At 40.7% G+C, this 25299-nt stretch carries 22 protein-coding genes and 1 pseudogene; 7 read left to right on the top strand and 16 right to left on the bottom strand.

The genetic code is table 11. The annotated features are described in order from the left end of the window. Window positions 1–2: 2 nt before the first annotated feature. The 9 genes and pseudogenes from AM608_RS06580 to AM608_RS06540 all read right to left on the bottom strand — a co-directional run bounded on the left by AM608_RS06580 (window position 3) and on the right by AM608_RS06540 (window position 5842). The gene (locus AM608_RS06580) at window positions 3–1709 is read right to left on the bottom strand and encodes a DUF2326 domain-containing protein (protein WP_053581165.1); all 1707 of its coding nucleotides are present in this window, start codon (window positions 1707–1709) and stop codon (window positions 3–5) included. Beyond that, complete coding sequence (locus tag AM608_RS06575) at window positions 1700–1933, bottom strand: ABC-three component system middle component 6 (RefSeq protein ID WP_053581164.1); 234 nt, start codon at window positions 1931–1933, stop codon at window positions 1700–1702. Before AM608_RS06575 ends, AM608_RS06580 begins: the two co-directional genes overlap by 10 nt. Then, window positions 1930–2742 carry an ABC-three component system protein gene (locus tag AM608_RS06570; RefSeq protein ID WP_053581163.1) on the bottom strand — a complete coding sequence of 271 codons (813 nt, stop codon included), beginning with the start codon at window positions 2740–2742 and terminating at the stop codon, window positions 1930–1932. Before AM608_RS06570 ends, AM608_RS06575 begins: the two co-directional genes overlap by 4 nt. A gap of 21 nt (window positions 2743–2763) precedes the next feature. Next, window positions 2764–3309, bottom strand: coding sequence for a GNAT family N-acetyltransferase (locus tag AM608_RS06565; protein ID WP_053581162.1), 546 nt, complete (start codon window positions 3307–3309; stop codon window positions 2764–2766). Then, window positions 3309–3599, bottom strand: coding sequence for a DUF721 domain-containing protein (locus AM608_RS06560; protein ID WP_009410950.1), 291 nt, complete (start codon window positions 3597–3599; stop codon window positions 3309–3311). Before AM608_RS06560 ends, AM608_RS06565 begins: the two co-directional genes overlap by 1 nt. Before the next feature lie 40 nt (window positions 3600–3639). After that, window positions 3640–4416 carry a UDP-2,3-diacylglucosamine diphosphatase gene (locus tag AM608_RS06555; protein ID WP_053581161.1) on the bottom strand — a complete coding sequence of 259 codons (777 nt, stop codon included), beginning with the start codon at window positions 4414–4416 and terminating at the stop codon, window positions 3640–3642. 132 nt (window positions 4417–4548) lie between these two features. Then, window positions 4549–4725, bottom strand: a pseudogene (locus AM608_RS06550) (Fic/DOC family N-terminal domain-containing protein); the annotation flags it as partial. Window positions 4726–4727: 2 nt separating this feature from the next. Then, window positions 4728–5237, bottom strand: coding sequence for a hypothetical protein (locus AM608_RS06545; protein WP_053581160.1), 510 nt, complete (start codon window positions 5235–5237; stop codon window positions 4728–4730). Between the two features lie 161 nt (window positions 5238–5398). Then, window positions 5399–5842 carry a 6-carboxytetrahydropterin synthase gene (locus AM608_RS06540; protein WP_009410945.1) on the bottom strand — a complete coding sequence of 148 codons (444 nt, stop codon included), beginning with the start codon at window positions 5840–5842 and terminating at the stop codon, window positions 5399–5401. Between the two features lie 571 nt (window positions 5843–6413). Between AM608_RS06540 and AM608_RS06535 the strand changes: the two genes are divergently transcribed. Then, a complete protein-coding gene (locus AM608_RS06535) occupies window positions 6414–7337 on the top strand; it encodes an alpha/beta hydrolase (protein ID WP_053581159.1) in 924 nt (307 codons plus the stop codon). 51 nt (window positions 7338–7388) lie between these two features. On the opposite strand, the gene AM608_RS06530 is transcribed toward AM608_RS06535, so the two are convergent. From AM608_RS06530 to AM608_RS06500, 7 genes are all read right to left on the bottom strand, one after another. Then, window positions 7389–8729, bottom strand: coding sequence for a DUF4374 domain-containing protein (locus AM608_RS06530; protein WP_053581158.1), 1341 nt, complete (start codon window positions 8727–8729; stop codon window positions 7389–7391). A 32-nt stretch (window positions 8730–8761) separates the two neighbouring features. Continuing rightward, complete coding sequence (locus tag AM608_RS06525) at window positions 8762–10903, bottom strand: TonB-dependent receptor (RefSeq protein WP_053581157.1); 2142 nt, start codon at window positions 10901–10903, stop codon at window positions 8762–8764. Between the two features lie 589 nt (window positions 10904–11492). Continuing rightward, a complete protein-coding gene (ileS, locus tag AM608_RS06520; protein WP_053581156.1) occupies window positions 11493–14900 on the bottom strand; it encodes an isoleucine--tRNA ligase in 3408 nt (1135 codons plus the stop codon). An 85-nt stretch (window positions 14901–14985) separates the two neighbouring features. Beyond that, window positions 14986–15633 (bottom strand): GNAT family N-acetyltransferase, encoded by a 648-nt coding sequence (locus AM608_RS06515; protein WP_053581155.1) that lies wholly within the window; start codon window positions 15631–15633, stop codon window positions 14986–14988. 152 nt (window positions 15634–15785) lie between these two features. After that, window positions 15786–18260, bottom strand: coding sequence for a DUF4982 domain-containing protein (locus tag AM608_RS06510; protein ID WP_053581154.1), 2475 nt, complete (start codon window positions 18258–18260; stop codon window positions 15786–15788). Between the two features lie 80 nt (window positions 18261–18340). Then, complete coding sequence (locus AM608_RS06505; protein ID WP_016478115.1) at window positions 18341–18781, bottom strand: hypothetical protein; 441 nt, start codon at window positions 18779–18781, stop codon at window positions 18341–18343. Between the two features lie 61 nt (window positions 18782–18842). Continuing rightward, entirely contained in the window at window positions 18843–19847 is a 1005-nt protein-coding gene (locus tag AM608_RS06500; RefSeq protein ID WP_053581153.1) for a BtrH N-terminal domain-containing protein, read from the bottom strand. 844 nt (window positions 19848–20691) lie between these two features. Between AM608_RS06500 and AM608_RS06495 the strand changes: the two genes are divergently transcribed. The 6 genes from AM608_RS06495 (at window position 20692) to tilS (ending at window position 25231) form a co-directional block, all read left to right on the top strand. Beyond that, window positions 20692–21510, top strand: coding sequence for a glycoside hydrolase family 16 protein (locus AM608_RS06495; protein WP_053581152.1), 819 nt, complete (start codon window positions 20692–20694; stop codon window positions 21508–21510). A gap of 93 nt (window positions 21511–21603) precedes the next feature. Further along, window positions 21604–21987, top strand: coding sequence for a TraR/DksA C4-type zinc finger protein (locus AM608_RS06490; protein WP_002673934.1), 384 nt, complete (start codon window positions 21604–21606; stop codon window positions 21985–21987). Between the two features lie 13 nt (window positions 21988–22000). Next, a complete protein-coding gene (locus tag AM608_RS06485) occupies window positions 22001–22585 on the top strand; it encodes a Crp/Fnr family transcriptional regulator (protein ID WP_009410276.1) in 585 nt (194 codons plus the stop codon). 66 nt (window positions 22586–22651) lie between these two features. Further along, window positions 22652–23038, top strand: a complete 387-nt coding sequence (locus tag AM608_RS06480; protein ID WP_002673936.1) for an START-like domain-containing protein — start codon at window positions 22652–22654, stop codon at window positions 23036–23038. A 2-nt stretch (window positions 23039–23040) separates the two neighbouring features. Further along, window positions 23041–23895: an aminotransferase class IV gene (locus tag AM608_RS06475; protein WP_053581151.1), complete on the top strand. Its 855-nt coding sequence runs from the start codon at window positions 23041–23043 to the stop codon at window positions 23893–23895. A 40-nt stretch (window positions 23896–23935) separates the two neighbouring features. Then, the gene (tilS, locus tag AM608_RS06470; RefSeq protein ID WP_053581150.1) at window positions 23936–25231 is read left to right on the top strand and encodes a tRNA lysidine(34) synthetase TilS; all 1296 of its coding nucleotides are present in this window, start codon (window positions 23936–23938) and stop codon (window positions 25229–25231) included. Window positions 25232–25299: the final 68 nt, after the last annotated feature.

Raw genomic sequence — 25299 nt, 5'->3', positions numbered from 1 at the left:
TGTTATATTTTGAATAACTTATCGTCTTGTGATAAAGTAAGAATTGTATACGGACTAATATCTATATTTTCAGGCACTTTGTCTCTTAGTATCGGTACAATATACTGTCCATTTAGGTGGTTAGCAACCTCAAAGAGGGTATTGAGTTGGTTGTCGTGTATATTTTCTAATTGGTCGTGTAGGATAAAGTGCAGACAGCGAATCGCTAACTCATCAGCAAACTGTATGTAAGCAAAATCAAAGGCGGCTATTTGTCCTTTCTTTTTCCCTGTGCTAGGGTTGCCCTCAATATTCTGAATAGCTAAATCGTAACCATTTTCTTTTTTCTTCTGAAATAGCAGATAGTGTTCTCCATAAAGGATATTTGACATCTTACTAAAATACTTATTAAACAGAGTAATTCGGTTTTGCATAAGCTTTTCTTCTGAACCAATACTTTTGTCAATAATAGCTAACTCATCATCTATATTTTTTATTGTATCTATCGATTGTAACCAATACTCTTTCTGTTTTTCCAAATTCCCTTTTCGCTCGTAATGATTATTGAGTTCCGATACTATTTTCTCAATACTTTCCCAAACACCTATTTTTTTCACCTTTTCAGTGAGTTCTATCTCTTTTTTTCGATAGGAAGCTAAAGTGTTTTTCAAGTTTCTTAATTGTTGCTCTATATCAGGTAGCTCACGGGTAATGTAAGCCAACTTTTCGGCTATCAAATCGTTATGAAACTTTACTGTTTGCTCAAATGATACCTGTATAGTAGGTATTAGGGCTTTTGCTTTTTCGTATAGTGCGGCTATCTGTATTGTATCAATATGAGTATGGGCAGCCTCCAAATCAGTCTTGCTTTCTAATATAAGAGCTTTTCTCTCTTCCAAAACACTTATTTCAGAAGCAACGCTATTAAGGATTACCTTTGTTTGGTTTAGCTCTTCTATGTCAGTATTATACTGTTCGTTCAGATTAAAATCAGCCTTTTTGCTCTCAAGTATAGCTATCCTATCAGTGTGAAATTGCAATTGTTGTTCTACAAATCCAATGTCACCCCCTCCCTCGCGTATGAGTCGTCTCTGAAAGCTCTTTTCTTCTTTTTTTCTTTCCAGCAGTTTTGTCTTTTCAGCCGATGAAGCTGTACTAAGTCCTAACCAAAATAAATATAAGGCTTCATATTCGCCCCCTCTAGCATAAGTACCTAGTACTTTTATAATATTAATCATTCTTTCAGGGGTAATACGTATATTTTTAGAGATGATCTGCCTAAAAGAGGGTAGAAGGGTATCTGTATGAAAAATGAGTTGTTTAAGTGCTTTACAAAAACTCTTATCATCTTTGTACTGCACGCCGTTTATAGTTTGTACTTTCTGATTTCTCTTCAGAAAATTCCTTTCTATATATATTTTATCACTTTCATCACTCTCAAAGTCTTCTACTATCTCAAGAGAAAGCAGCACTTTGCTTTTTAATAAAAAATCCTCAATCTGTGTATTAGGCTGGGTTATAAATTCAACATCTTTATAGATAGCTTCTCCTTTTGCACCTAAGCAATAGTCTATTAAACGTAGTAAAGTAGTCTTACCTACATTATTGCCTGTAGTCTGCTGCTGTTGGTTCTCAGGAGTTTCGTCTACTATTAGGTTCATACCTTTCCTAAAAACGATTTCTCTAATGATACCTTCTTTATTCTGTATGCGTAATTTCTTTAAAAACATTTTGTAATTCCTCCATTATCTACATTTCTTATGACTCCCAATATAAAAAGCCAGTCCAAAACTAATAAAAATAAGCTAAAAGAAACTTTCTGAGTTTTTACAAATTCTTTGTGAAGCTCATAATAGTCATAATTTTTTTTATTAGAAAGGCTCAACAGTTCAATGAGCTTGCCTCCTAAATAATACACATCGTGTTGCGGACTTATGTTTTTGCTTACTATCATCGTGTAGGTTCTTCTAAAATTTCACAGCGCATAAAGGCATCGGTTAAAATTATAGTAATAGCTGAGTCAATAGCTTCACTGAATACTTTCTCATCTATTTCATTTATCTCTTCATTTGCTTGATCCCAAAGTTTGCGCTGAATATGCTCAAAAATACTGTCGGCATTAGCTCTAATTTCCTCTAAATCACCATTGTATCTACCTTTTTCTTTTAAGTACAGTAAACGAATGTTTTTTAAAACAACTTCTTTTTTAACAGAACCTTGTTTTTCAATTTCATCGTATATTTTGTTCAACTTGCCCTGATAAACACTATGTTCCTTAATAATGTATTGGTAATCTTTAAGGTGATTGTATTTTATTTTCTCTTCAGGAGAGGGGGCAATCCATACCTCATCAGGTTCAGGATCATTTATAAAGTGTTTCCCTAAGCTATTGATTACCAAATTCAGTGCCGAAGGGTATTTGCTGAGTACATTTTGTTCTGATATTTTTTTAGCGATAGCTATTTCGTGTTTTCGCTTCATCTCTTTCAGCTTTTCAACTGGATAAAGAACTGCATCATCATCAATTATTTTATGATGTTTATGGCACAATAATATCAGATTGTCATAGCTTCTCCGCTCGTCTTCAGTACTGTTTTCATTATAACGTTGTCCACCTTTTTCAGCAGCTTCTATATGACAGATATTAGACAGGTTTGTACCTCCTTCATCAAATAAAGTTTCTTTACAACCAGGAAAGGCACATTGGTTTCCCGATTTAGCATAAAGTTGCCCTATTACCTTCTCTGTTATTCTTTTTCTCATTAGTTTTCGTAAGTTTTATGTTTATGAAAGCTTCAATATCAAATGTTTATACCTCCCTCCAGCAAGTTCCTGATGATTAGCGTATTCAAAACCTAAGCGGGTGTAGAGGCGTTCAGCTTCAGGGTTATTCACATCTACTAATAGTCCTAAGGGCTGCGAGCTCACCTCGCACAGGTGGCGTACAAGCTTCGAGCCTATCCCGCGCCCTTGGGCGGTGGGTAGTACACTTAGCGTATCGATGTACAGTTCACCTTCGGCGGTCTCATCTTCTAAAACAATATCAATACCATAGCTACTGCGAATGAGTGCTAGCACAGGGGCACGCAAGGTGTGCAAGTGAGCACCATCATAGGCAATAACCGACCCTATTACAGTATTGTTTTCCTCGTATACCCAAGCATTCTGGTAGGAATACTGATTGCCTTCCTGCTCAAAGAGATTTTGGAGTAGTGCAATAGCATCTTCTCTATGTTCTTTGCCAATCATCTTATAGACGATTTCTTCCATTGCCTGAAACATCAGAGGAGCGACAGCAGAGGCATCGGTAGGGGTTGCAGGTCGTATCATCAGTTTAAAAATATCAGTTTTTGAATGAGAGGTTCCCCTAAACGTTCGTTGAGGTTATCAATAATCTTACTCTTGCCATAACTGAGTTCGTTACTGAGTGCAGGCGAGGTAAGACGGACGTATAACGTACTGCCTTTTAGCTCTACTGAGGAGGTATACTTAGCGATTGCTTTGCCCATCAGCTCATTCCACAGTTCCGGTAACGAGGCTTTCTGTAGTCCGTACGTTAAATGATTTTGTTTGACAATTTGCTGAATGACTTCTGAAAGAGTATTTGTATTTCCGTCCATAAATGCAAAGGTACAAAATAATTGCGAATAATGAATATTTCTATAGCTTTCCGTCTTTAAAATCTAATAATTTGAGTTCCTCACCATCGAAAACGGCATAGGTAAAGTAGTGTATCCAGTCGCCGGTGTTGATATAAGTGCTTCCCTCCCCTACTTTGATAGTCATTGGCAGGTGGCGGTGACCAAAAAGGAAATAGTCGTAATGTTGCGTCTCAAGTTTGCGTTTGCAATACTGTACCAACCATTCGTTGTCTTCGCCCAAGAAACGCACATCTTCATCACCTGAGATGAGCTTGTTTTTCACTGAGAGGTATTGCGCCAATCGCACACCTATATCGGGGTGTAACCAGCGGAAGAGCCACTTACAAAACGGATTGGTAAAGACTTTCTTCATCCGCTTGTAGCCTTTATCACCGGGACCTAAACCATCGCCGTGTCCTATCAAGAAGCGTTTACCATTACATTCCACTTCTAGCGGGCGACGGTATACGGGAATGTTCAACTCGGTTTGGAAATAATCGTCCATCCACAAATCGTGGTTGCCTACGAAAAAGTAGATAGGGATACCACTATCTCGCAGTTCAGCGAGCTTGCCAAGAGTGCGCACAAAGCCTTTGGGGACGACCATTTTGTACTCAAACCAAAAGTCGAAAAGGTCGCCTAAAAGGAATATTGCCCCTGCATCAGGTTTGATAGTATCAAGCCATTGCACAAACTTTGCTTCGCGAGGTTTACTTTCCGCAACAGTGGGTGCTCCGAGGTGATTATCGGAAGCAAAGTATATCTTTTTATTTTCGGGTAATTCTATGGATAACATTGGTTCTTTAAGTTATCATTTATACAAAAATGTCTTTTCGTATCAATGAGCAATATGATATGGAAAAAAATGGCGTTTTTTTTCCACGTTATACCATACGTGCCAAAAAAAGACGTTTTTTTGCTACGTTATACTTTTCGCTTCTTGTAAGGAAAGGGTATTGATGAGGATTTGCTCATTGGGTATCGTTTTTACTACCCCTTTCAGTTCAGCTAAATGCCTATGTGATAGCGTGAGCTGTTTGAGTATCTCACGGGTCTCAATTTCTGGTGGAGGTGGTAATAAGGGTAATGTAAAATCCGTTTTCATTATCAAACATTCATCAGTTCAGTGAGGTCTTTTTGTAAGAACTCGGTATCGATATATACTTCTTTAGGGTCTTGAGGGTTGTAATACACATTGATATAGCCTTGTACATTGAGCTTTACTTGCGCTACACTGGCATCTATATCGGCAACAGTAGTTTGATATACTTTTACAGGAGTAGTAGTTTTGTCGTAACACCTTATATAACTAAGCTTCAATTTTTCTTCTCCTAATCGCAATTTACTGAATAACATTGTCTCAGTGAGAAGCATTGTTTCCTCGAAATCACTTTTCATACGATTGTCTTCTACGGCTTGCAAATCGAAGGTTGTATTTTCATTCATCACATCACAATGTTCAGCATCAATACGCTTTTCTCGCCAGTGTTTACGAATATAGTTTGGTGTATTCCTGTTTAAGGTCTTTTGAGTAAACGAATTGCGCAAACGTTTCTTGACGTTTGTTTTGTAAAACCAAAAGATAATGCTTAATATAATTATTAGTACAAGTACCATAGTTTACATATTTGTGTTATGAATTTTTTTAAAGGGTTAATTGCCATTAGCCCCTACAACAGAACGTAAAAGCAACTGATTGTCGATATAATCAAATTATCCAAAGGTGCGAGCCGCACAGGCAAAAACTTTGGCAAAATGTATAACGCCTTACTTTCCTCTTAATTATCTGAGGCGAACCATTCGGCATAGGAGCTTTCGGTTTCGCATAGGCGTACTGAAAAGAGCTCGACTCCGGCGGGTAGTTGGTAGGCGATGCGTCGGGCAAAGTCGGTTACGAGGTTCTCGCTGGTGGGCTGATAGGGCACGGTGATGATGCGATGACCTTTGGCGCGCAGTTCTTCGGCTAATGCCTTGTGAGGTGAATGTTCGTTGAAGACCATAGCGTGGTCGAACGCTTCGATGATTTGCTCCTGCACGATGCGTTTGAGGTCGCCGAAGTCTATTACCATACCGTTTTTCACGTTATGGGGGTCGGTAATAGGTTCGCCTATGACAGTTACGTAGAGCTTATAGCTGTGTCCGTGCAGGTTTTTGCATTTGCCATCGTAGCCGTAAAGCGCGTGTCCTGCTTCAAAATCGAATTTTTTAGTAATGCGAATCATAGTTTAGACATTAGGGTATAGGAATTAAAGTGCAAAGGTATGAAATAATTAGGAAATTAGAAAATTTGGAAATGAGAGAATTTGAAAATTAGCAAATTAGAAAATGAGAGAATTAGCAAATGGGAAGGGTTGAGGAGTTCGGAAGGAAACGGAGATTTCCAAAAGGAGGTTGAAGGGAATTTTGATGAAAAAAGGGTGTAAGGAGGGTGGGGTTAGCTTATAGGGAGCTTATAGGGAGCTTATACGAATCTTGGACGATTGGTATAGAAAGGGTATATAAAAAGTTGATTCATAATGTGATACAACAAGTCTAAAAATGGTAAAAACGGGGTTTCGAGGCGAAAGGAAGAGGAAGAGGCACTAGGCCTTAGGCCGTAGGCAATAGGGGGTATGACGGAAAAGGAAATTAATGACGAATGACGAGGGACGAATGACGGGGTGATGTGAAGCATAGCGCGATGATAGATTAACTTTGAGTGTAGGGAATAAAGGCATTGAGAAATTGGTAATTTGAGAAATTATCAGTATTTTTGCATCTATTAAAATCACATTTATTAAATATTAATAAGTAATGAGAAGGGTATTTTTGTTTTGGCTATTAGCTTGCTCTTTTGTTCAAGGGCAGACTTCTATTTGTATAGGTGAACAATTATCGGTTTCTTCTAAAGTGTTAGGTGAAACGCGTACTATAAGTGTGTATTTGCCTGATTCGTATTACGACTCTACTTTAAAAAAGACAAATTATCCTGTGGTGTATCTGCTTGATGCAGAAACAAACTTCAACTATTTTACTACTTTGATGGGGAAATTGGCTCAGGGAATCCCTAATGTACCAGAAATGATTGTCATTGGAATTGAAAACACTCAGCGCGAAAGGGATTTTGGGAGCGATAGTGACCGTTTTTGGCAGTTTGTGGCTGATGAGCTTATTCCTTTGGTTAAAAAACAATACAGATGTAGTGATTTTCGCATTTTAGTAGGTCACTCATTGAGTGGATTGTCGGTGGTTTCTGCTCTTAACAAACATACAGAGCTATTTAATGCTTATATTGCACACGACCCGAGTTTGTGGTGGGGAAAAAACGATGGAGAGCGGTTGTTTGAAGCGAATAAAGGAAAGGATTTTAAACATCGGATTTTTTATTTATCGTATTCGGGGAAGAAGGTGCGAAACAATGGACGCAGTAGGCATCGGGAGGCGATAGAGGCGGTACAGGCAATGGCTGCAAAGGGAGCTTTTAAGAATTTGGAGACTTATTTTGTTGAATACCCTAACGAGAATCACGGCACAATACAAGTGGTAGGAAATATGGATTTGATGCGTCGGCTTTTTGCAGAGATGTTCATCGACCGCAACGATATTGAGGAGAATCCAGCAGTTATCCAGCAGCGGTATGAGGCGCTTTCTAAAAGGTTACATTATAAGTTTGTGCCGAGTGAGAAGTATTTGAGAAATACCGAGAAATGGCTGAAGAAAGTAAAAAGTGAAAAGTAAAAATAGAAAAGGTGCTTAGAGAGATTGTTTTCCAAGCACCTTTTTGTTTTATTATTTGAAGTGACCAATAGCGTTGATGAAAGAAGCTCCTTTTACAGTGAGACCTTTGGTGGCTACATTGGTAGCAGGATTAATTACATAGATAGCAGGGTCACTGTTTTTTACATTTACTGGTAGATAGACTTTACCATTATAGACAGCAAGTTCTACGGGGTTTGACGTCATATTGGCAAAATCAGAGAGAGCTGGCAGTCCGGTTACCCAGTTGAAGGATTTAGCTTCCATATCTACAATAGCAAAGCGGTTTACATCTACTCCATTGAGGGCAGCTTTTGAAGCATCATTAAAGAACTCAAGCAAGAACTTATTACCGGTGATATGCCATACACGACGGAAGATTCCGTTACCGGATACTGCTGAAATATCAAAGAAGTAAGAGGCATCAAAGTCGGTAGCACCTTGTTTGATACGCAAAGCACCTGCAGGTTTTGTTGAAGCAACATCGGGAGTTTGAGGGGCTTTTACTTTAGGAGGATTCTTAGCAATTGCTCCTGAAAATACATATACATCGCCATTATCGGCTTTACCCATTTCTAACAAATATTGAGATTTGAAACGACCTGCACTATAGCTGAGCTTATCGCTTTTATAGCTACGTTTGAGGTTCAAATCTTTATCGAGTACTCCTACATAAACCACATCAGGATTGTGGATTTTACCAGTACTTGAACCTTGAGCTACTTGCACATCTTTGTAATCAGAAACTATCATACCGCTGAAGAACTCACCGTTACCATTGTCTAAGATACCAGCAAACGACACAATTTCTTGAGTAGAAGAGGAGGTGTTCATCTCAGGAAGGAGATTTGCTGTATGGATAGTTTTGGTAAAAGCTTTAGTATAATTGTTGGCATTGCGGAAGTTGAAGGTTGCACCGTCCTTTTTGCCTTCGTATTCTTGTCCGCCTACTACAGTTATCCAATAATCACTGAAGAAACCGAAAGTAGTGGCACGTTCGGCTACGTCAAAATCAGTAAGATGTTTTATACCTTGAGCTGTTTTTTCGTAAGAAATACCGATACCAGCTCCTTTAAAGCCATAGGATAGACCTACTGCTGTGTTCTTGTTGAACTGCCAGAAATAGCCATTAGCTTCTTTGAATTGTTCTTGGTTAGCAGAAAGAGGGAGTTCACCATTTTCTACGTTTTTAGCGACTAATAGATAACGAGTTTTATTTTGATCACCTCCAGCATCGATGAAGAAGTTAGCTCCCTCGGCAGAAGGAGGAGGTACTGGAGTATTATCGTCTTTTTTGCAAGACGTAAGGGCTACGAAGCTAACTAATGAGCCTACAAGTAGCGTTTTTTTGAATGTTTGAAAATTGATATACATATATTTAGAAATTAGTTGTTAGAAATTAGGGGTTAGTAGAATCGGTAGGAGAGTTTGGCATAGAAAGCGCGACCGGCTTTTTGGAGGCTGTAGTTATCGTACAACAATTCATCGGTGATATTTTTGACTTCTACGGAAAGACTTAACCGTTTGTTAGGGGTGTAGTAGGTAAGACTGACATCGTGTGAAAGTTGGCGAGGGACTTTAATTTTTGTTCCTTCGCTTTGCCACGAGGTAAAAAACTCTTCGGTGAAAAAGAGATTATAGTTTAGTGATAGTCTGTCGCGTTTAGCAATGAGGCTTTCTATATTACAAGTAGCATCGGCGTTGCCAAATAGATAAGGCATATTGGGCAAACGGTCGTTATAGATAGCAGAAGGGCGACCTGTTTCAGTAAATTCTTCTTTGTTGCGCAAGTTCATATAAGACAAGTTGCCACCTACTGAAAATGCATCTTTATAGAAGAAATAGCGCAGGGTAGCATCGACTCCCATATTGAGTACCTTACCGTGATTTCGGCTTCCTGCAGAGCCTTCATTAGCTCCTGCACTGATAATACTTCTGATGATATAATCTTTGATATAACGATAGGCAAAACCCACTTCTATTAAGAATGAATGCACTTTGAACGCAGGTTGATAAGAGAGATTTACATTCAGGTTATCGCTATTTTCGGGTTTGAGCTTATAGTTACCAATCTCTAAATCGCCATCGCCAAAAAGTTCGGTATCAGTAGGTAGACGGAGGCTTTTTTCATAAGAAAGTTTGGCTTGTAGAGGCTTTAAGAGCTGATAAGTAGTCGCCCCACCATACCCCCAAGCCTGAGTGTGATGAGTTTCTTCTTCATATACCGCGCGACTTCCATATCCAGTAACAATCACTGGACCTGTTACAGCTGTATTGTAATATTTACCGAAAGCTAATATATTCCAACGCTCGGAAGGGGTAAACTTATATGATAATCCAGAAATATTTTTCTCATTGACACGCCTCATAAAATCGGAATCGAGGGTATAGTTGGTAATGAGCATATTTTTGTTGCGTCGAATGTAATTACTGAATGTGTGTGTGAGTTGAAAAGAGTGTTTTTCACTGAGTTGATAGTCTAAGCGTGAAGTAATATAGCCCGTTTTACCTTCAAAAATAGTATTCTGGAGTTGCGATTCACCACGAGTAACCATTGGTTCATACTCACCCGTCCAGCTATAACGGCGAGCTTCTTCATCTACATTTTGAGTGGTGGTAAAATCATAACGCCCTGTAAGGAAGAAAGAGAGACCGTTGAGGATATTCTTTTTCTCATATTCTACTGAAGATGAATAGTTATGAGATTTGCGGTACTTACCTCCGAAGACTTTTTGCATTAGGTTGGCGTTTTGGAGTTGTTTATCCTCCTGACTATAATTGAGCGCAAAAGAAAGTTTATCAGCCCATTTTTCATCGAAAATATTCACACGACCTATGATAGCCTCGTTGTGATAACGGTCGTGAAAGCGTTTGAACCAGCGTTTTTCTTTAGAGTAAGAGCCTGTTTGGAGGTCGAGATATTCAGTAAATACTTTATAGCTGTTATCGGAGTAATTTTGGTAAGCATTGAGTTCTACACTGATGTTATCGGTGAGGAATTGCCCGAGGTTTAAGGTACTTTTATGGGTGTTGAAAGAACCAAAAGTATAGGATAGATTGCCGTAGTTGTATCGGCTTTTGCGTGTTACTACATTGATAGCACCCCCAAGAGCATCGGCACCAAAAGTAACAGGCACCACACCTTTGTAAATTTCGATACGTTCGATAAGTTCAGCGGGAATATTATTAATGCGAAAAGAGGCATTAGCTTCATTCATAGGTACCCCATCGATAAAGATACGCACGTGACGACCGGTAAAGCCATTAAGATTGATTGCTGTCTCTGCCCCAACCCCACCAGTTTCGCGCATCTTCACTCCCGATACACGAGCAAGCATATCGGCAGCATTGCTGTTGAGATTGCGGAGTTGTTGAGCTTCGATAGCAACCACGTTGTAAGCTGCTTTTTGCACTTGCTTGATAGGTGATTGCCCTGTGAGCACAACCTCACTGAGTTGCGTAACTTCTTCTTCAACAGGTTGAGAGAAGAGTTGAGTTGCACAAAAAGAAGTGAGTAAAAGGATTATATTTTTAGGTGATAAAGGCATTAATATTATTTCTGATGAGAAAAAAAGAGGGTGCAAAGATAGTAAATAAAATGGAATGATTCTAAAAAAATAGAAAATATTTAATGTTAATAATATCAGAAGTGCTAATAATCAACCTTTATGAAGTTTCAAACTTAGGCAAAGTGTGTATTGCTAAAAGTGATACATAGGAGTTTTTAGATTTTTAGGAAAATCTCGGAGGGACTAGGGTTTTCGGAGGAAAGTTTGGAAAAGAGCGGAGAGGCTAATGAGGTTCGGAAGGAAACGGAGGAATTCAAAAGAAGGTTAAGGTGATTTTTGGTGAAAAAAGGCTGTAAGGAGGGTGGGGTTAGCTTATAGAGAGCTTATAGGAAGCTTAAACGAATCTTGGACGATTGGTATAGAAAGGGTATATAAGTAGTTAAGAATGAAGAGTTAAGAGTTAAGTAAAAAAGGTAGTTTTGAGGGTAATAAATCGAAAGAAAAGAGAAGAGAAATTGGAGAATTAGTCAATGAAAAAGCGCGATGTTTATTATTTTAAACATCGCGCTTTTCTTATCACTTTGTCAAAATTTAGGGATATTGGCAAAGTGTTTAACAGCTTGTCGTGCTACGACCGACTAACGACTATTCTTGTTGTTACTTCATCGAAGGCTATTTCTTCACCCTCTGGCAGGCTATCTACAAAAGTGATGCTATCAGTAAGGGTTTCGTTCTTGATATAGGCTTCATTGGCTGTAACAGCTTCTTTTAGGGCAGGGTGCGCTTGAAGGCGTATTTGTATGCGGTCGGTGATGTCGTAATCGTTGTCCTTACGGATATTCTGAATACGGTTCACCAACTCGCGAGCGATACCTTCTTGGCGCAATTCGGGGGTGATGTGAATATCTAAAGCTACCAACAGACTGCCAGCGGTGGCTACCAACCAGCCTTCTATATCTTGGGTGCTGATTTCTACGTCGTCCAAGCTCAAAGTAACCGTTTTGTCGGGCAGTTGCAAGCTGTAAGTTTGTGCTTTTTCAAACTGTGCTATTTCCTGCTGACTAAATTCTTGTATCGCTGTGGCAATAGCTTTCATATCCTTGCCAAACTTAGGTCCTAAGGTTTTGAAGTTCGGTTTGATTTGTTTTACCAATATACCTGAGGCATCTTCCAAGAGTTCTATTTCCTTCACATTCACCTCGTGCTTGATGAGGCTTGCTACGGCTTCTATTTCAGCGCGCTCGGTAGCGTTGGCTATCGGTATCATTATCTTTTGCAATGGCTGACGCACCTTGATGCTTTCTTTCTTGCGCAACGATAGTACTAAGGACGAAATAGTCTGCGCTTTCTGCATCTTGCTTTCCAACGATTTATCGATATAGCTTTCATTGGCTACTGGGAAATCGGTGAGGTGTACACTCTCTTTGTTTTCTTTACCGGTAACGCTCACCAAGTCTTTGTACAATCTATCGGCATAGAAAGGTGCTACAGGCGCCATCAGTTTGGCGATGGTTACCAGACAGGTGTAAAGGGTTTGGTAAGCAGCTATTTTATCGGTTTCGTATTCACCTTTCCAAAAACGGCGACGTGACAAGCGTACGTACCAGTTGCTGAGGTTTTCTTGTACAAAATCGGAGATAGCACGCGTAGCGCGAGTAGGCTCATAATCAGCATAGAGCGCATCTACTTCTTTGATGAGGGTATTGAGTTCCGAAAGTATCCAGCGGTCTATTTCTGGGCGTTCAGCTAGTGGTATATCGGCTTCTGCATAAGTGAAGCTATCGTTATTGGCATAGAGCGCAAAGAATGAATAGGTGTTGTAGAGCGTACCGAAGAATTTACGGCGCACTTCGGCTACCCCTTCTAAATCGAATTTGAGGTTATCCCAAGGATTCGCGTTGGAAATCATATACCAGCGAGTGGCATCAGCGCCATACTCGGCTATGGTAGTGAATGGGTCTACCGCATTGCCTAAGCGTTTCGACATCTTTTGTCCGTTCTTGTCGAGCACTAATCCGTTAGACACTACGTTTTTGTACGCCACACTGTTGAATACCGAAGTAGCAATCGCGTGGAGCGTATAGAACCAACCGCGTGTTTGGTCTACTCCTTCGGCGATAAAGTCGGCTGGGTAAGCGGTATGGTTTTCTATATAGTCTTTGTTTTCAAAAGGATAGTGCCATTGTGCATACGGCATAGACCCTGAGTCAAACCACACGTCTATAAGGTCAGTTTCGCGTTGCATTGGCTTGCCCGAAGGCGATACGAGCACAATGTTATCTACGATATTTTTGTGTAAATCTACCTTGTCGTAATTGCTTTCGGAGTTGTCGGCCACTACAAAATCTTTATAAGGGTCGGCTGTCATCACACCTGCCGCGATAGCTTTTTGTATTTCGGCTTTCAGTTCTTCTACCGAACCAATGCAGATTTCCTCTTGCTTATCGGCTGTACGCCAAATAGGTAACGGGATACCCCAATAGCGCGAACGCGAAAGGTTCCAGTCGTTAGCATTTTTAAGCCAGTTGCCAAAACGCCCTTCACCAGTAGTTTTAGGTTTCCAGTTGATGGTTTCATTGAGCTCAAACATACGGTCTTTGAAGTCAGTAACCTTTATAAACCACGAGTCGAGCGGGTAGTACAACACGGGTTTATCTGTACGCCAGCAGTGCGGATAGCTGTGTACGTATTTTTCTACTTTGAAAGCCTTATTTTCTTCTTTGAGGAGAATCGCCAAGCTCACATCCCACGATTTTTCAGGCACTTGCCCTGCATTGTAATACTCATTTTTGATGTATTTACCGGCAAAAACCTCAGGAATATTGTACCCTGTGATAAATTTCCCTTGCAAATCTACTAGCGGAATCAAATTGCCGTGCGCATCTTTTACGAGCATTGGGGGGATACCGTATTCTTTGGCTACACGGGCGTCGTCTGCACCAAAGGTAGGCGCAATATGCACGATACCCGTACCGTCATCGGTGGTAACAAAGTCACCTGCAATCACGCGGAAAGCTTGGTCAGCATTCTCGACAGGAGCACACCAAGGAATGAGCTGCTCGTAAGTAGTGCCTACAAGGTCAGCACCTTTGCATTCTCCTAATACTTGGTAAGGAATAGTTTTACTTTCAGGCGTATAAGCCGCTAAGGCTTGTGCATCGCCCTCTACGAATTTCTTGCCGAATTGTTTTGCCAAAAGCGGTTTGCCGATGATGATTGTTATCGGCTCAAAAGTATATTGATTGAATGTTCTTACGAGTACATAGTCAATCTCTTTGCCCACGGCAAGAGCAGTGTTAGAAGGCAATGTCCAAGGGGTGGTTGTCCAAGCGAGGATATGAATAGGTTCTTTTATATCTTCAAAGTGTTTAGCCAACTTTTCTGGGAACTGACGCACTTTGAACTGTGCCACAACCGTAGTATCGCTCACATCGCGGTAGCACCCTGGTTGGTTGAGCTCGTGCGATGATAAGCCTGTCCCTGCCTTAGGTGAGTACGGCTGAATGGTGTAACCTTTGTAGAGCAATCCTTTATTGTAGAGTTGTTTCAAAAGCCACCACACGCTTTCCATATATTTGGGTTTGTAGGTGATATAAGGGTCTTCCATATCCACCCAGTAGCCTATTTTCTCGGTAAGGTCATTCCAGATATCGGTATAGCGCATCACGGCTTCCTTGCAAGCCTTGTTGTAGTCCTCAACGCTTATTTTTTTGCCTATATCTTCTTTGGTAATGCCGAGTTCTTTCTCTACCCCCAATTCTACTGGCAAGCCGTGGGTATCCCACCCTGCTTTGCGTTTTACTTGAAATCCTTTCTGAGTTTTATAACGGCAGAAAATATCCTTAATAGAGCGCGCCATCACGTGGTGAATACCAGGCACGCCATTGGCAGATGGCGGTCCTTCAAAAAACACGAACGGAATAGCGCCCTCGCGTGAGGCGATACTCTGCTCAAAGATGTTAGCGGCTTTCCAGAAAGCCAATATTTCTTCTGCTATCTTAGTAAGGTCTAAGTGTTTGTACTCGTTGAATTTCATATAAAACAATAATTAATGATGAATGGTAAATGGTTAATGTTGGCGCAAAAGTAGAAAAAAAGTTTCAAAGTACCAAGTTACTCTTCTAATCAGGGTTCTCAGGTGTTTTATAGCGACTCTTCACTTCCGCCACCATCGTCCAAACATCTACGCCCCCTATTTTGGTTTGGTGGATTTCCTCAAAACCGTGTTTTTGGTAGAAAGATACATTTGTTTCGGTATTGGTAACCAAACTGAGTTGGCTACCTCCTTCACGCGCTACTAAAGGCAAAACGGCTTCGTCTAAAAACTTACCTCCTATGTGTTTGCCTTGCCACGCGGGACTCACTACAAAACTCTCTAAATACCATCTGTTTTCAGAAGTTTGTTTTTTGGCGTACTCGCTACTCTTGTCTAAGAAAGGCAAGAAACATTGAGTGGGTTTGGCATAACGCCAAAGCGCAAAAGCTCCTGAGCGTAGGTAATCCCAAAGGGTAATACGAGTGTATCGCAACGATTGCATCACTGCGACGGCTATAATTTCGTTGTTTTCTTCGGCTATCAAGCAATAACCCTTACGGATATTACTCATCACTTGTACATAATGCAATTTGTTCAGATAGTCAATATACTTGCTATCAGTAGTAAAAAAAGAGTTGAGCACCTCGCGATACATATTGTAGTTAGCAAAAGCATCGGTGAGCACAGTGGCTACTTTGCGCGCATCGGCGGGAGAGGCAAGACGGTAGTTCATAAGTGGACGATTTGTAGATGAAAGTACAAAGATACAATATTTTTGTTAATGCACCAATTGTTCTCAGCTCTACCTCTACTATAAAAAACTTTGCCAAAGGCTCTTGTCCTTTGGCAAAGCATATAAAAATAACAGCATCTAATTTCTATGTTCTATTTTCTAACTTCTACTGAAATCTTTCCTTTTAGCGTTTTACTTTTTGCCTCAATACTAATTTCGCCTGCTTTTTCACCTGCTTGTACCATCATCACTAATTTTCCGTTGAAGAGATGCATTTTAGGTAAGTGAAAAGAGTCGGTGCAAGTAGCATCGCCATTCGCAGCTGCTTTATAAAAGCCAGCACCTTTAACGCTGAACTGCACAAGGTCATTCACTGTTGAGCATAAATTGCCGTCCTTATCTACCGCTTCTACGGTGATGAAAGCGAGGTCTTTGCTATTAGGGGTAAGCACTGTTTTGTGCTCAGTGCTAAGGCGCAAAGCATAAGGCTTGCCAGCGGTACGTATTTCTTTTTCGGCTACTGCCTTACCATTGGCATCGTAAGCTACTACTTTCACAGTACCAGGTTCGTACTTAGTATCCATCCACATTAGGCGGTAACGCTTTTGGCGGTTGAGGTCTGACGGATTGCCGTCTTTTTCTTCCTCTTCTAATTTTATAGAGAGGTCTTTAGTGCGTTTGCCTTGACTCTTACCATTGATAAATAATTCGGCAGAAGGATAATTAGTATAAACGAAGATAGGAGTTACTTCACCCTCGCGCCCTTCCCAATTCCAATGAGGAAGGATATGCAAGGTTTCGGCTTCCTTATTCCAATGCGAGCGGTAGAGATAAAAGCGGTCTTTGGGTAGCCCAGCCAAATCTACTGCTCCAAAATAGGAACTATGGGAAGGCCATTCTACATAGTAAGGAGTAGGTTCGCCGAGATAGTCGAAACCTGTCCAGATGAACTCTCCTATGGTATAAGGCAAATCTTCTTGATGTATCCAGTCGTCTTCGGGCAAGTTCGACCAACCGCAGTGTTCTACGTCATAAGACGACGATTGCATATCGGGGTATTTAGCCATTGATTTGCGCTCTACGGGGAACTTATACACCCCGCGTGAACTCACCGTTGAAGCGGTTTCACTACCCAAAATAAGCTGTTGTGGCAACTTGCGGTAAGCCTCTTTGTACTTAAACGGACGGTAATTAAAACCCATTAACTGCATCGTTGCTGCCATATTGTTTTTAAGCACATCGTGGGGTCTATCCATACCATTACTCACGGGGCGGGTAGTATCGTATTTTTTGATAATATCTTGCAAATAGCGCGCTACTTGCGAGCCACTTTCTACACTCTGTTCTTCCACTTCATTACCGATGAACCACATTAGCACGCTGGGGTTGTTGCGGTAGTGTTTTACAAGGTTCGTAAGGTCTTTTTCAACCCATTCTTTGAAGTATAGGTGATAACCATTTTCCACTTTGGGGATAGCCCACTCATCAAAGCTCTCTACGGCGAGTAGCATACCCATTTCATCGGCAGCGCGCACATATTCAGGCGCGGGCATATTGTGCGAAGTGCGGATAGCATTCACTCCCATATCCTGCATAATGCGTATTTGTCGACGTATAGCACTCTCATTTACTGCCCCGCCCAGCGGACCTAAATCGTGGTGCATACACACCCCTTGTATTTTGATTTTGCGTCCGTTGAGGTACAGACCATCATTAGGCTTGAGTTCGATAGAGCGAACCCCAAAAGTAGTGGTTACTTCATCTTTTACGATATCGCCTTCATAGAGTTTGGTAACCGCTTTATAGAGGTACGGCTTGCCGATGTCCCACAAGCGAGGATTATCAATATACAGTTCTGCTGAAATTTTATCGGTAGTGTAAGGAGTCGCTTTGGTATTAGCATACGCTACTTTTTCACCTTGATTATTGAAAATAACAGTTTCTGCCGCAACTGAAGTCTTCTTATCAGCTACAAACTCGGTATTTACTACTACTTTGGCGAAGTTGTTTGTTATTTCGGGGGTGGTAATTTGTACGCCCCAAATAGGGATATGCGTCTTATTTTTAGTGATAATATGCACATTGCGGTACAAGCCTGCCCCTGGATACCAACGCGACATCTGGGTAAGGTTGTTGAGTCGTACTGCCAAAGTGTTGTTATTGGCTTTTACGTAAGGAGTGATATCCAAGAAGAAAGTGTTGTAACCGTTGTGCCATTCACCGGCTTTTTGTCCGTTTACAAATACTTCGGGGTTACTCATCGCCCCGTCAAACTGTACAAACACTTGCTTATCGGACGTAAGTTCAGGCACGTTGAACTGCGTGCGGTACCAACCTACGCCTACAAAAGGCAGTCCGCCAGTACGCCCCGTGTGTTCAATAGCCGCTTTTTGCCCGTCTTGCTTGATAGCCGTGCGCTGGATATCGTTTTCCATATCAAAAGGACCATAGATAGCCCAATCGTGAGGCACGGTTACGCGTTGCCATTTGGCATCGTTGTAGTTAGTTTGCGAGAACGCTGGTTTGTCCTCACGGGTAAATTTCCACCCTTTTTCGAGGGTCTGCTGTTGTTGCGCCCAGCTTGTAGCAACAACGCCTAACAAAAGTAAAAGGTTGATTTTGTTCATTCTTATAAATCAGTAGTTTTTTAATCGGAGTTCTGGAAGCTTCTTATAGCTTTGGTTTATCTTTTCACTCCTCGCTTATTTTAGTTCACTTCAATTTTTGAAATGGTTACAGAGTTTGCTTTCATTTGTTTCCCGTTGAGGAGGGAAAATGAAAATTCAAGGTAATGATTATTTCCAATCCAACGACTTCCAAATTCTGCACCTTGTCCTTGAATGCCATTGCTCCAAGGCTGCAAAACCTGTCCATCGCTAGTTCTCGCTTGCATATAAACTTTTCCTGTTGGTTTTGAGTTGGCGTCAGACTTTGTCAATAACAAGTTTACATACAGCACTGTGTTACCTCCATTTCCTCCCCATCGCTCTTGAGCTATTTTAGCATTAATTCCATTTTGGGTAACTTCTCTAGTGCCTTCTGGGAACTCTTTACCACTCCCTTTATCATCGTCTTTTCCACAAGAGACTAAGGTAACTGCTGAGCATAGTAGTAATAATGCAAATGTTACGTTAATTAGTTTTTTCATTTTATAATGTTTTTAATCATTAATTCTGCAAATATAAGGATTTATTTTGGTATTGGCAAGTTTATCTTTTACCTTTTACTTTCCGAAGCTTCTTAAAAAACGCTTCCTCTCTCTCGGCTATAGCGTACAACTGCTGTGAGAGAGCATTATAGACATCAGCTTGGGTGCTGCGGTTTTTGTATACGCGGGCTATGGCTACCGCAAAATCGCGCCACGCATCGCCTATATCCGTAATTTCTTTGGAGAGCTCTAATAAGGTATCGTTTTTCAGGAGTTTGCCTGCTTCTTGCAAGAAAGCACCGTAGATAAACCTAAATCCCGCACCTCCAGTACCTATCTCTTCCTGCATACGTATCAGCTGAGCGAGGTAGTGATTGGTAGTCTTTGCACCTAATTTGCGGTGCCATTTCAGTATATCCTTGCTGAGTTTCTTAATTCCTGCTACACCCACTATGGGCACAGGAGCGAGCATCGTACTGCACGTCTGCTTGATACCCTTCCATATTGCCTTTTCCAACTGAAGCTCTTTGGGTAAATGAGTAGGGTAGTAGAGGTGTCCTTTGGGTGCCAATACCCCATTGGCAAAACGCACTTTGCTGAGTTCCTCAGGCGTAAGGGTCGTAGTATAAGGAATCACAGGGTCGCTAATAAGGTACTTGCCGTCTTCTTTGCCATAAACCACTAAGTTGTGAGCGTTAAAATGAAAGCGGTACTCATCGGGGAAATAAGGTAGGTTGAACACCCCCACTTGCAAGCCCGTAGGGATACCCTTGGCAAGATTGTCATCGAGGGCTTGTTCTGCCTTTTCAGCAGAAGAGAATTTTTGGCGTTTCACCTTAAATCCTAAGCGTTTGGCTACTTTGCTGAAAATGTGTCCCGGCATTGTGCGGTAACTAATAGCAGGTGCTTCGTTCACTCTTATCCAAGGAAAGTAGAAGAACAACAGTCCTGACCCAATCCCAAAGACCATCGGTTCACTCAGTTCCACTCCATTGAAGTGCAACAAATTAGATGCTACTCCATTTTCACAGTGCGCCGACTGTTTATGTTCAAAATCTATTGTCATATTGAGTAATAAAGCGCAAAGGTAGGGCATAATTAGCAAATGAGCAAATTTCACAATTTGCGAAAGCGCACAAATGTAAGAAAATTATCAGTGTGAATCAAGATTTTGAGAAATAATTGTCTCTGATTTACAACCTTATAGTCGTTTTCCCGTCCCCACATTCCCCCTCTTTGAGGTAGCCAGCAATAGCTGAGTATGTACCTCGCGACAGCTGGGTATGTGTAAGGAGGGAGGTTTCTATTACACTTTTTCCTTATTGCCTAAGACCTAAGACCTCACACTTCCCCATTTACTAATTTTCTAATTTACTAATTTCCTAATTATACCTTCTCCTTTCCGTCGCTACACTCCCCCTCTCCTTGGGAGAGGGACGGGGTGAGGATTCCTCTTTCTTTCGCCTCGAAACCCCGTTTTTAACATTTTTAGCACTGTTGTATCATATTATGAACCAACCACTTATACACCCTTTCTATACCAATCGTCCAAGATTCGTATAAGCTTCCTATAAGCTCTCTATAAGCTAACCCCACCCTCCTTACACCCTTTTTTCATCAAATTTTCTCTCAGCTATTTTCCGATTTCTTCTGTTTTCTTTCGCTCTCTCTAACCTATCCAATTTGTCCGACAAGTCTGACCTGTCAAAAAATGATTTTTATCACTATTCATTTTCTCATTTCCCTGCCCGTGCGGCTCGCACCTCATTTTCTCATTTCCAAATTTCCTCATTCTCTAATTTTCTAATTTTCTCATTTCCCTACCTAATGCCTCGCATCTTCTTTTTGCTAATAAAAAATTATTTTGTACCTTTGCCCTTATATTTACATTTAATTAAAACAATATCAATATGAAAAACATATTTATTATTTTATGTGTGATGAGCATTAGCATAGCCTGCTCTCAGCAAGAAAAGGAAGACCCTTCAACAAAAGAAAATAACGATTATTTAAAAAAAGGAGGATGGAAATTAGTTTGGGAAGACGATTTCAACCGCGACAATATCTTTGCTACCGGTATATGGTCAAAAATAGGGGCTTGCCCAAAATCAGATGCCGATTGGTGCAAAACAATGAGTCAAGACCCTAGTTTGTTCGAGATAAAGAATGGCAATCTTATCCTTTTAGGCAAGCCCAGTACCAACCCCGCCAAAGACAAGTCTAAATATATCACAGGGGGTGTTTCTACCAAGGACAAAAAATACTTCGAAAAAGGACGCTTAGAAATCCGTTGTAAGCTCGAAGCCACTCAAGGAGCTTGGCCTGCTATCTGGATGGTACCCAATGCTACTTGGCCTACGGGCGGTGAGATAGACATCGTCGAGCGACTCAATTACGAGCCTTTTGTACACCATACGGTACACTCCACTTACACCCAAGCAGGTAATAAAACTCCTAAAAGCACCGCTACAGCTCCTATCAACCCCGATGATTATAACATCTATGCCGTAGAGCTCGACACCGATGAATTGCGCTTTTATGTAAACGGCAAACAAACTTTTAGTTATGCACGTGTGCCCGGGAAAGAAAATGAAGGGCAATTTCCCTTTGCTCGCCCCTATATGTTGCGCATCGATATGCAATTAGGCGGTAGCTGGGTAGGCGAAGTAAAACCTTTTACCAAACCGGTAAGAATGTACGTAGATTGGGTGCGTTTTTATCAGAAATAATAATCCCAAATAAAAAAAATAACATTTTTATTTTGGTAGTTCTGAAAATAATAGTAATTTTACGCCCCAATTTTAATAAATACTATAATTTTTATGGAAGAAGGAAACATCAGAGTGCGCTATTCCGATAAGGAATTAGAAGAATTTAAAGCGCTTATAGAAGAAAAAATCAAAAAAGCACAAACCGATTTAGAGCTTATCAAGAGTTCATATATGAACAGTGCCACTAATGGTACCGACGATACATCTCCCACTTTCAAAGCCTTTGAAGAAGGCTCTAAGGTAACCAGCAAAGAGGAAAATACCGCATTGGCTATTCGTCAAGAAAAGTTCATACGCGATCTCAAGAATGCACTTATCCGTATCGAAAACAAAACCTATGGCATCTGTCGTGTAACAGGTAAACTCATCGATAAACGTCGCCTTATGGCAGTACCTCACGCTACTCTTAGCATCGAGGCTAAAAATATGCAATAGCCATACCCCAAAAATGACGCTCACCGAGTACCTACACCAAGAAACTCAAATCAACACCGAGACACTTGCTTTTATCAATAGCCTATTTGAGCAACAAGAGTACAAAAAGTACCACTTGTTGCTCAAAGAAGGCTCAAATTCTAAGCAGTTGTTTTATGTTGAAAAGGGACTCTTGCGCCTGTTTTATAACAAAGAAGATAAAGACATTACCCACACCTTTCTTTTGGAACAAAAGTTTTATTTTCCCGTAGAAAATATCTATTTCTCCCAGCCTTCACTCTTCTCTTTAGAAACGCTGGAAGACAGTGTAGTATGGGTAGCTTCTTTCCCCGAAGTAGAACGCGTAATAAACGAACACCAAGAACTCGAACGCCTAATGCGATTCCTATTAGTGTCAGCCATCAAATCGCTTACTGAACGCCTACATACTATAAAATTCCAAACTGCCCAAGAGCGGTATGACCTCCTCTTGCACACTTATCCTCAAATACTTCTGCGTGCCCCCTTAGGGCACATAGCTTCTCTATTAGGTATTACTCAACAAACCCTCAGCGTTATTCGTGGAGCAACTCGCACAGGTGATAAAGGGGTAAAATAATTTGCTGTTTCAAAAAATAGTTGTATATTGCGCCCATCAAACAGTGTAATAATACCCTATTTGCCTATGCAAACAAAAGAAAAATATCAATTAGAAGTTACCGTAAACGCCTCTCCGCAATTGCTCTATCAATACATCTCTACCCCAGCAGGTCTCGCTTCGTGGTACGCCGACGATGTGCGCGCTAATGAAGAAATCTACACTTTTGTATGGAATGGAGTAGAAGAAGCAGCTCAGATATTGCGCAAAAAGTTGGACGACCATATTCGTTTCCATTGGGAAGACGATAACGACGCTTCTACTTATTTCGAAATCAAAATCAATGTGAATGATATGACTCAAGAAGTCTCCCTTATCATTACTGATTTTGCCCTCCCTAATGAAATAGAAGAAGCTAAACAGCTTTGGGAGCTCCAAATAAATGACCTTAAAGCTAAAATAGGAGCAAGCTAAATATGAAACTCAATTATAACGGTAACCTCATTACCGATAGCGATACCGTCTTAACTATTAAAAACCGTGCTTTCCTCTATGGCGATGGCGTGTTCGATACTTGCAAATACAGCTACCAAAAACTAATCTTTTGGGAAGAACATTACCTGCGCCTAATGGCAGGTATGCGTATCTTGCGTATGGATATCCCTATGGTATTCTCTATGGAGTACCTCGAAGAGGAAATCCTTACACTTATTAAAGCCAATAGCCTCGAAAATAATCCGGTACGAGTGCGTATTACTGTTTTCCGTAAAGATGGGGGTAAGTATACGCCCATTACCAATGAGGTAGATTATATCATAGAAACCGAAGTGATGAACAATCCTTTCTATGTACTCAACGAAGAACCTTACGAGGTAGAACTCTTTAAAGACTTTTTTGTACAACCCGACCTCTTAGCAAATGTAAAGCACATTAATCGCACGGTGAACGTGTTAGGCAGTATCTTTGCCGAAGAAAACGACTATCAGAATTGCATTTTGCTGAACAGCAACAAGAGTATTGCAGGAATGCTGAACGGTAACCTGTTTGTAGTGCAAGGCAATACCTTAAAAACGCCCCCACTAACCGATGGAGCACTCAGTGGTATTACCCGCAAGATGCTTATCAAAACTCTTAATAAAACCGAAGACTACGAGGTGATAGAGACCTCTATTTCACCTTTTGAACTTCAAAAAGCCGACGAGCTGTTCTTTACCAATAGTCTTGTAGGGATTCAGCCCATCAGTCAGTATCGCAAAAAAGCATATCCTTGTACTACTGCCAAAAGCCTTATCGGCAAACTGAATACTAGTGCCCGATTTGGAGTGGTATAAGTGGGAGTCACACAGGCAATTAAAAAGAGGTGAATAAATTATGAATGTTGAGATTAAAAAACTTAAAGAGAAAAAAATATTGGTTGCCATTAGTGGCGGTATCGATAGCGTAGTACTCACACACTTACTGTACACTCACGGTATAGAACTGCTTTTAGCACACTGCAACTTTCAATTGCGCGGAACAGAAAGTGACGACGATGAGGCTTTTGTACGCACTTTTGCTGCGGAGCTTGGCGTTCCTTTAGAAGTAAAGCGTTTTGATACACATCAATATGCGAGTTCTCATCAGTTGAATACTCAGTTGGCTGCTCGCGAATTGCGCTATCAGTGGTTCGATGAGCTGGCAAGCACCCATTTCTGCGATGCTATCGCTACGGCTCATCACGCTAATGATAACCTCGAAACCTTCTTTATTAACCTTTCCAGAGGTAGTGGTTTAGAGGGACTTTTAGGCATTCCAGAAGAAAAAGATACTATCATACGTCCATTATTGCAATTTTCTCGTCAGCAGATATACGAATATGCGCAAGCAAAACGCCTTAAATGGCGTGAAGACAGCAGTAATGAAACAAATAAATACGTGCGCAATGTAATTCGGCACGATATAATACCGAAATTAGCATTAGTACACCCTAATTACTTAGAGAATTTTAATCAAACGCAGGAATACTTACACCAATCAGCGCGATTTATAGACTTTTATATAGGAAAACTCAAAGAAACTTGTTTTGAAGGACATAATCCTATACAAATAGACATAGAAAAACTACAAGCTGTTCCTGAATTGGACTTTGTTTTACATAAACTCTTCTACCCTTATGGATTTGGCAATGTAAAAGACCTCAAAAACCTATTGCTGAATGCCGAAGCGGGTAAACAAGTACTTTCGCCTACCCATATCCTCATAAAAGACAACACTTGCCTTTGGTTAAAGCCCAATGAAGCAAAACGCAGTTTAAGTTTGCTGATTTCGGAAGATATGGCTGAGGTATACGACCCCGTTCATCTTCGTTTTGAATTTATAGAGGACAAGGTGAAAGTGAAAAATCCAATCCCTACTGAAATATATGTAGATGCCGACAAATTGCAATACCCACTTATGTTGCGCTATAAGAAAGAAGGCGATGTGTTTTATCCTTTTGGAATGAACAGCGAGAAGAAGCTCAGCAAGTTCTTTACCGATGAGAAATACACCCAAATAGAGCGCGAAGAGCAAGTACTTTTATGTAGTGGTGAGGATATTGTGTGGGTGGTAGGCAAGCGCTTAGACGACCGTTTTAAAATTACCAAAGAGACCAAAAGAGCAGTAAAAATTAGCAAATTAGAGAATTAGAAAATTAGCAAATGAGAGGATTAGAAAATGGTGACGGAAAGTCGAAGGTAATGTGGCGGAAACAATTC

This window comes from Capnocytophaga sp. oral taxon 323 (genome assembly GCF_001278825.1).
In the GTDB taxonomy this organism is placed as follows: Bacteria; Bacteroidota; Bacteroidia; order Flavobacteriales; family Flavobacteriaceae; genus Capnocytophaga; species Capnocytophaga ochracea.
This window is presented reverse-complemented; position numbering and strand designations above follow the sequence as displayed.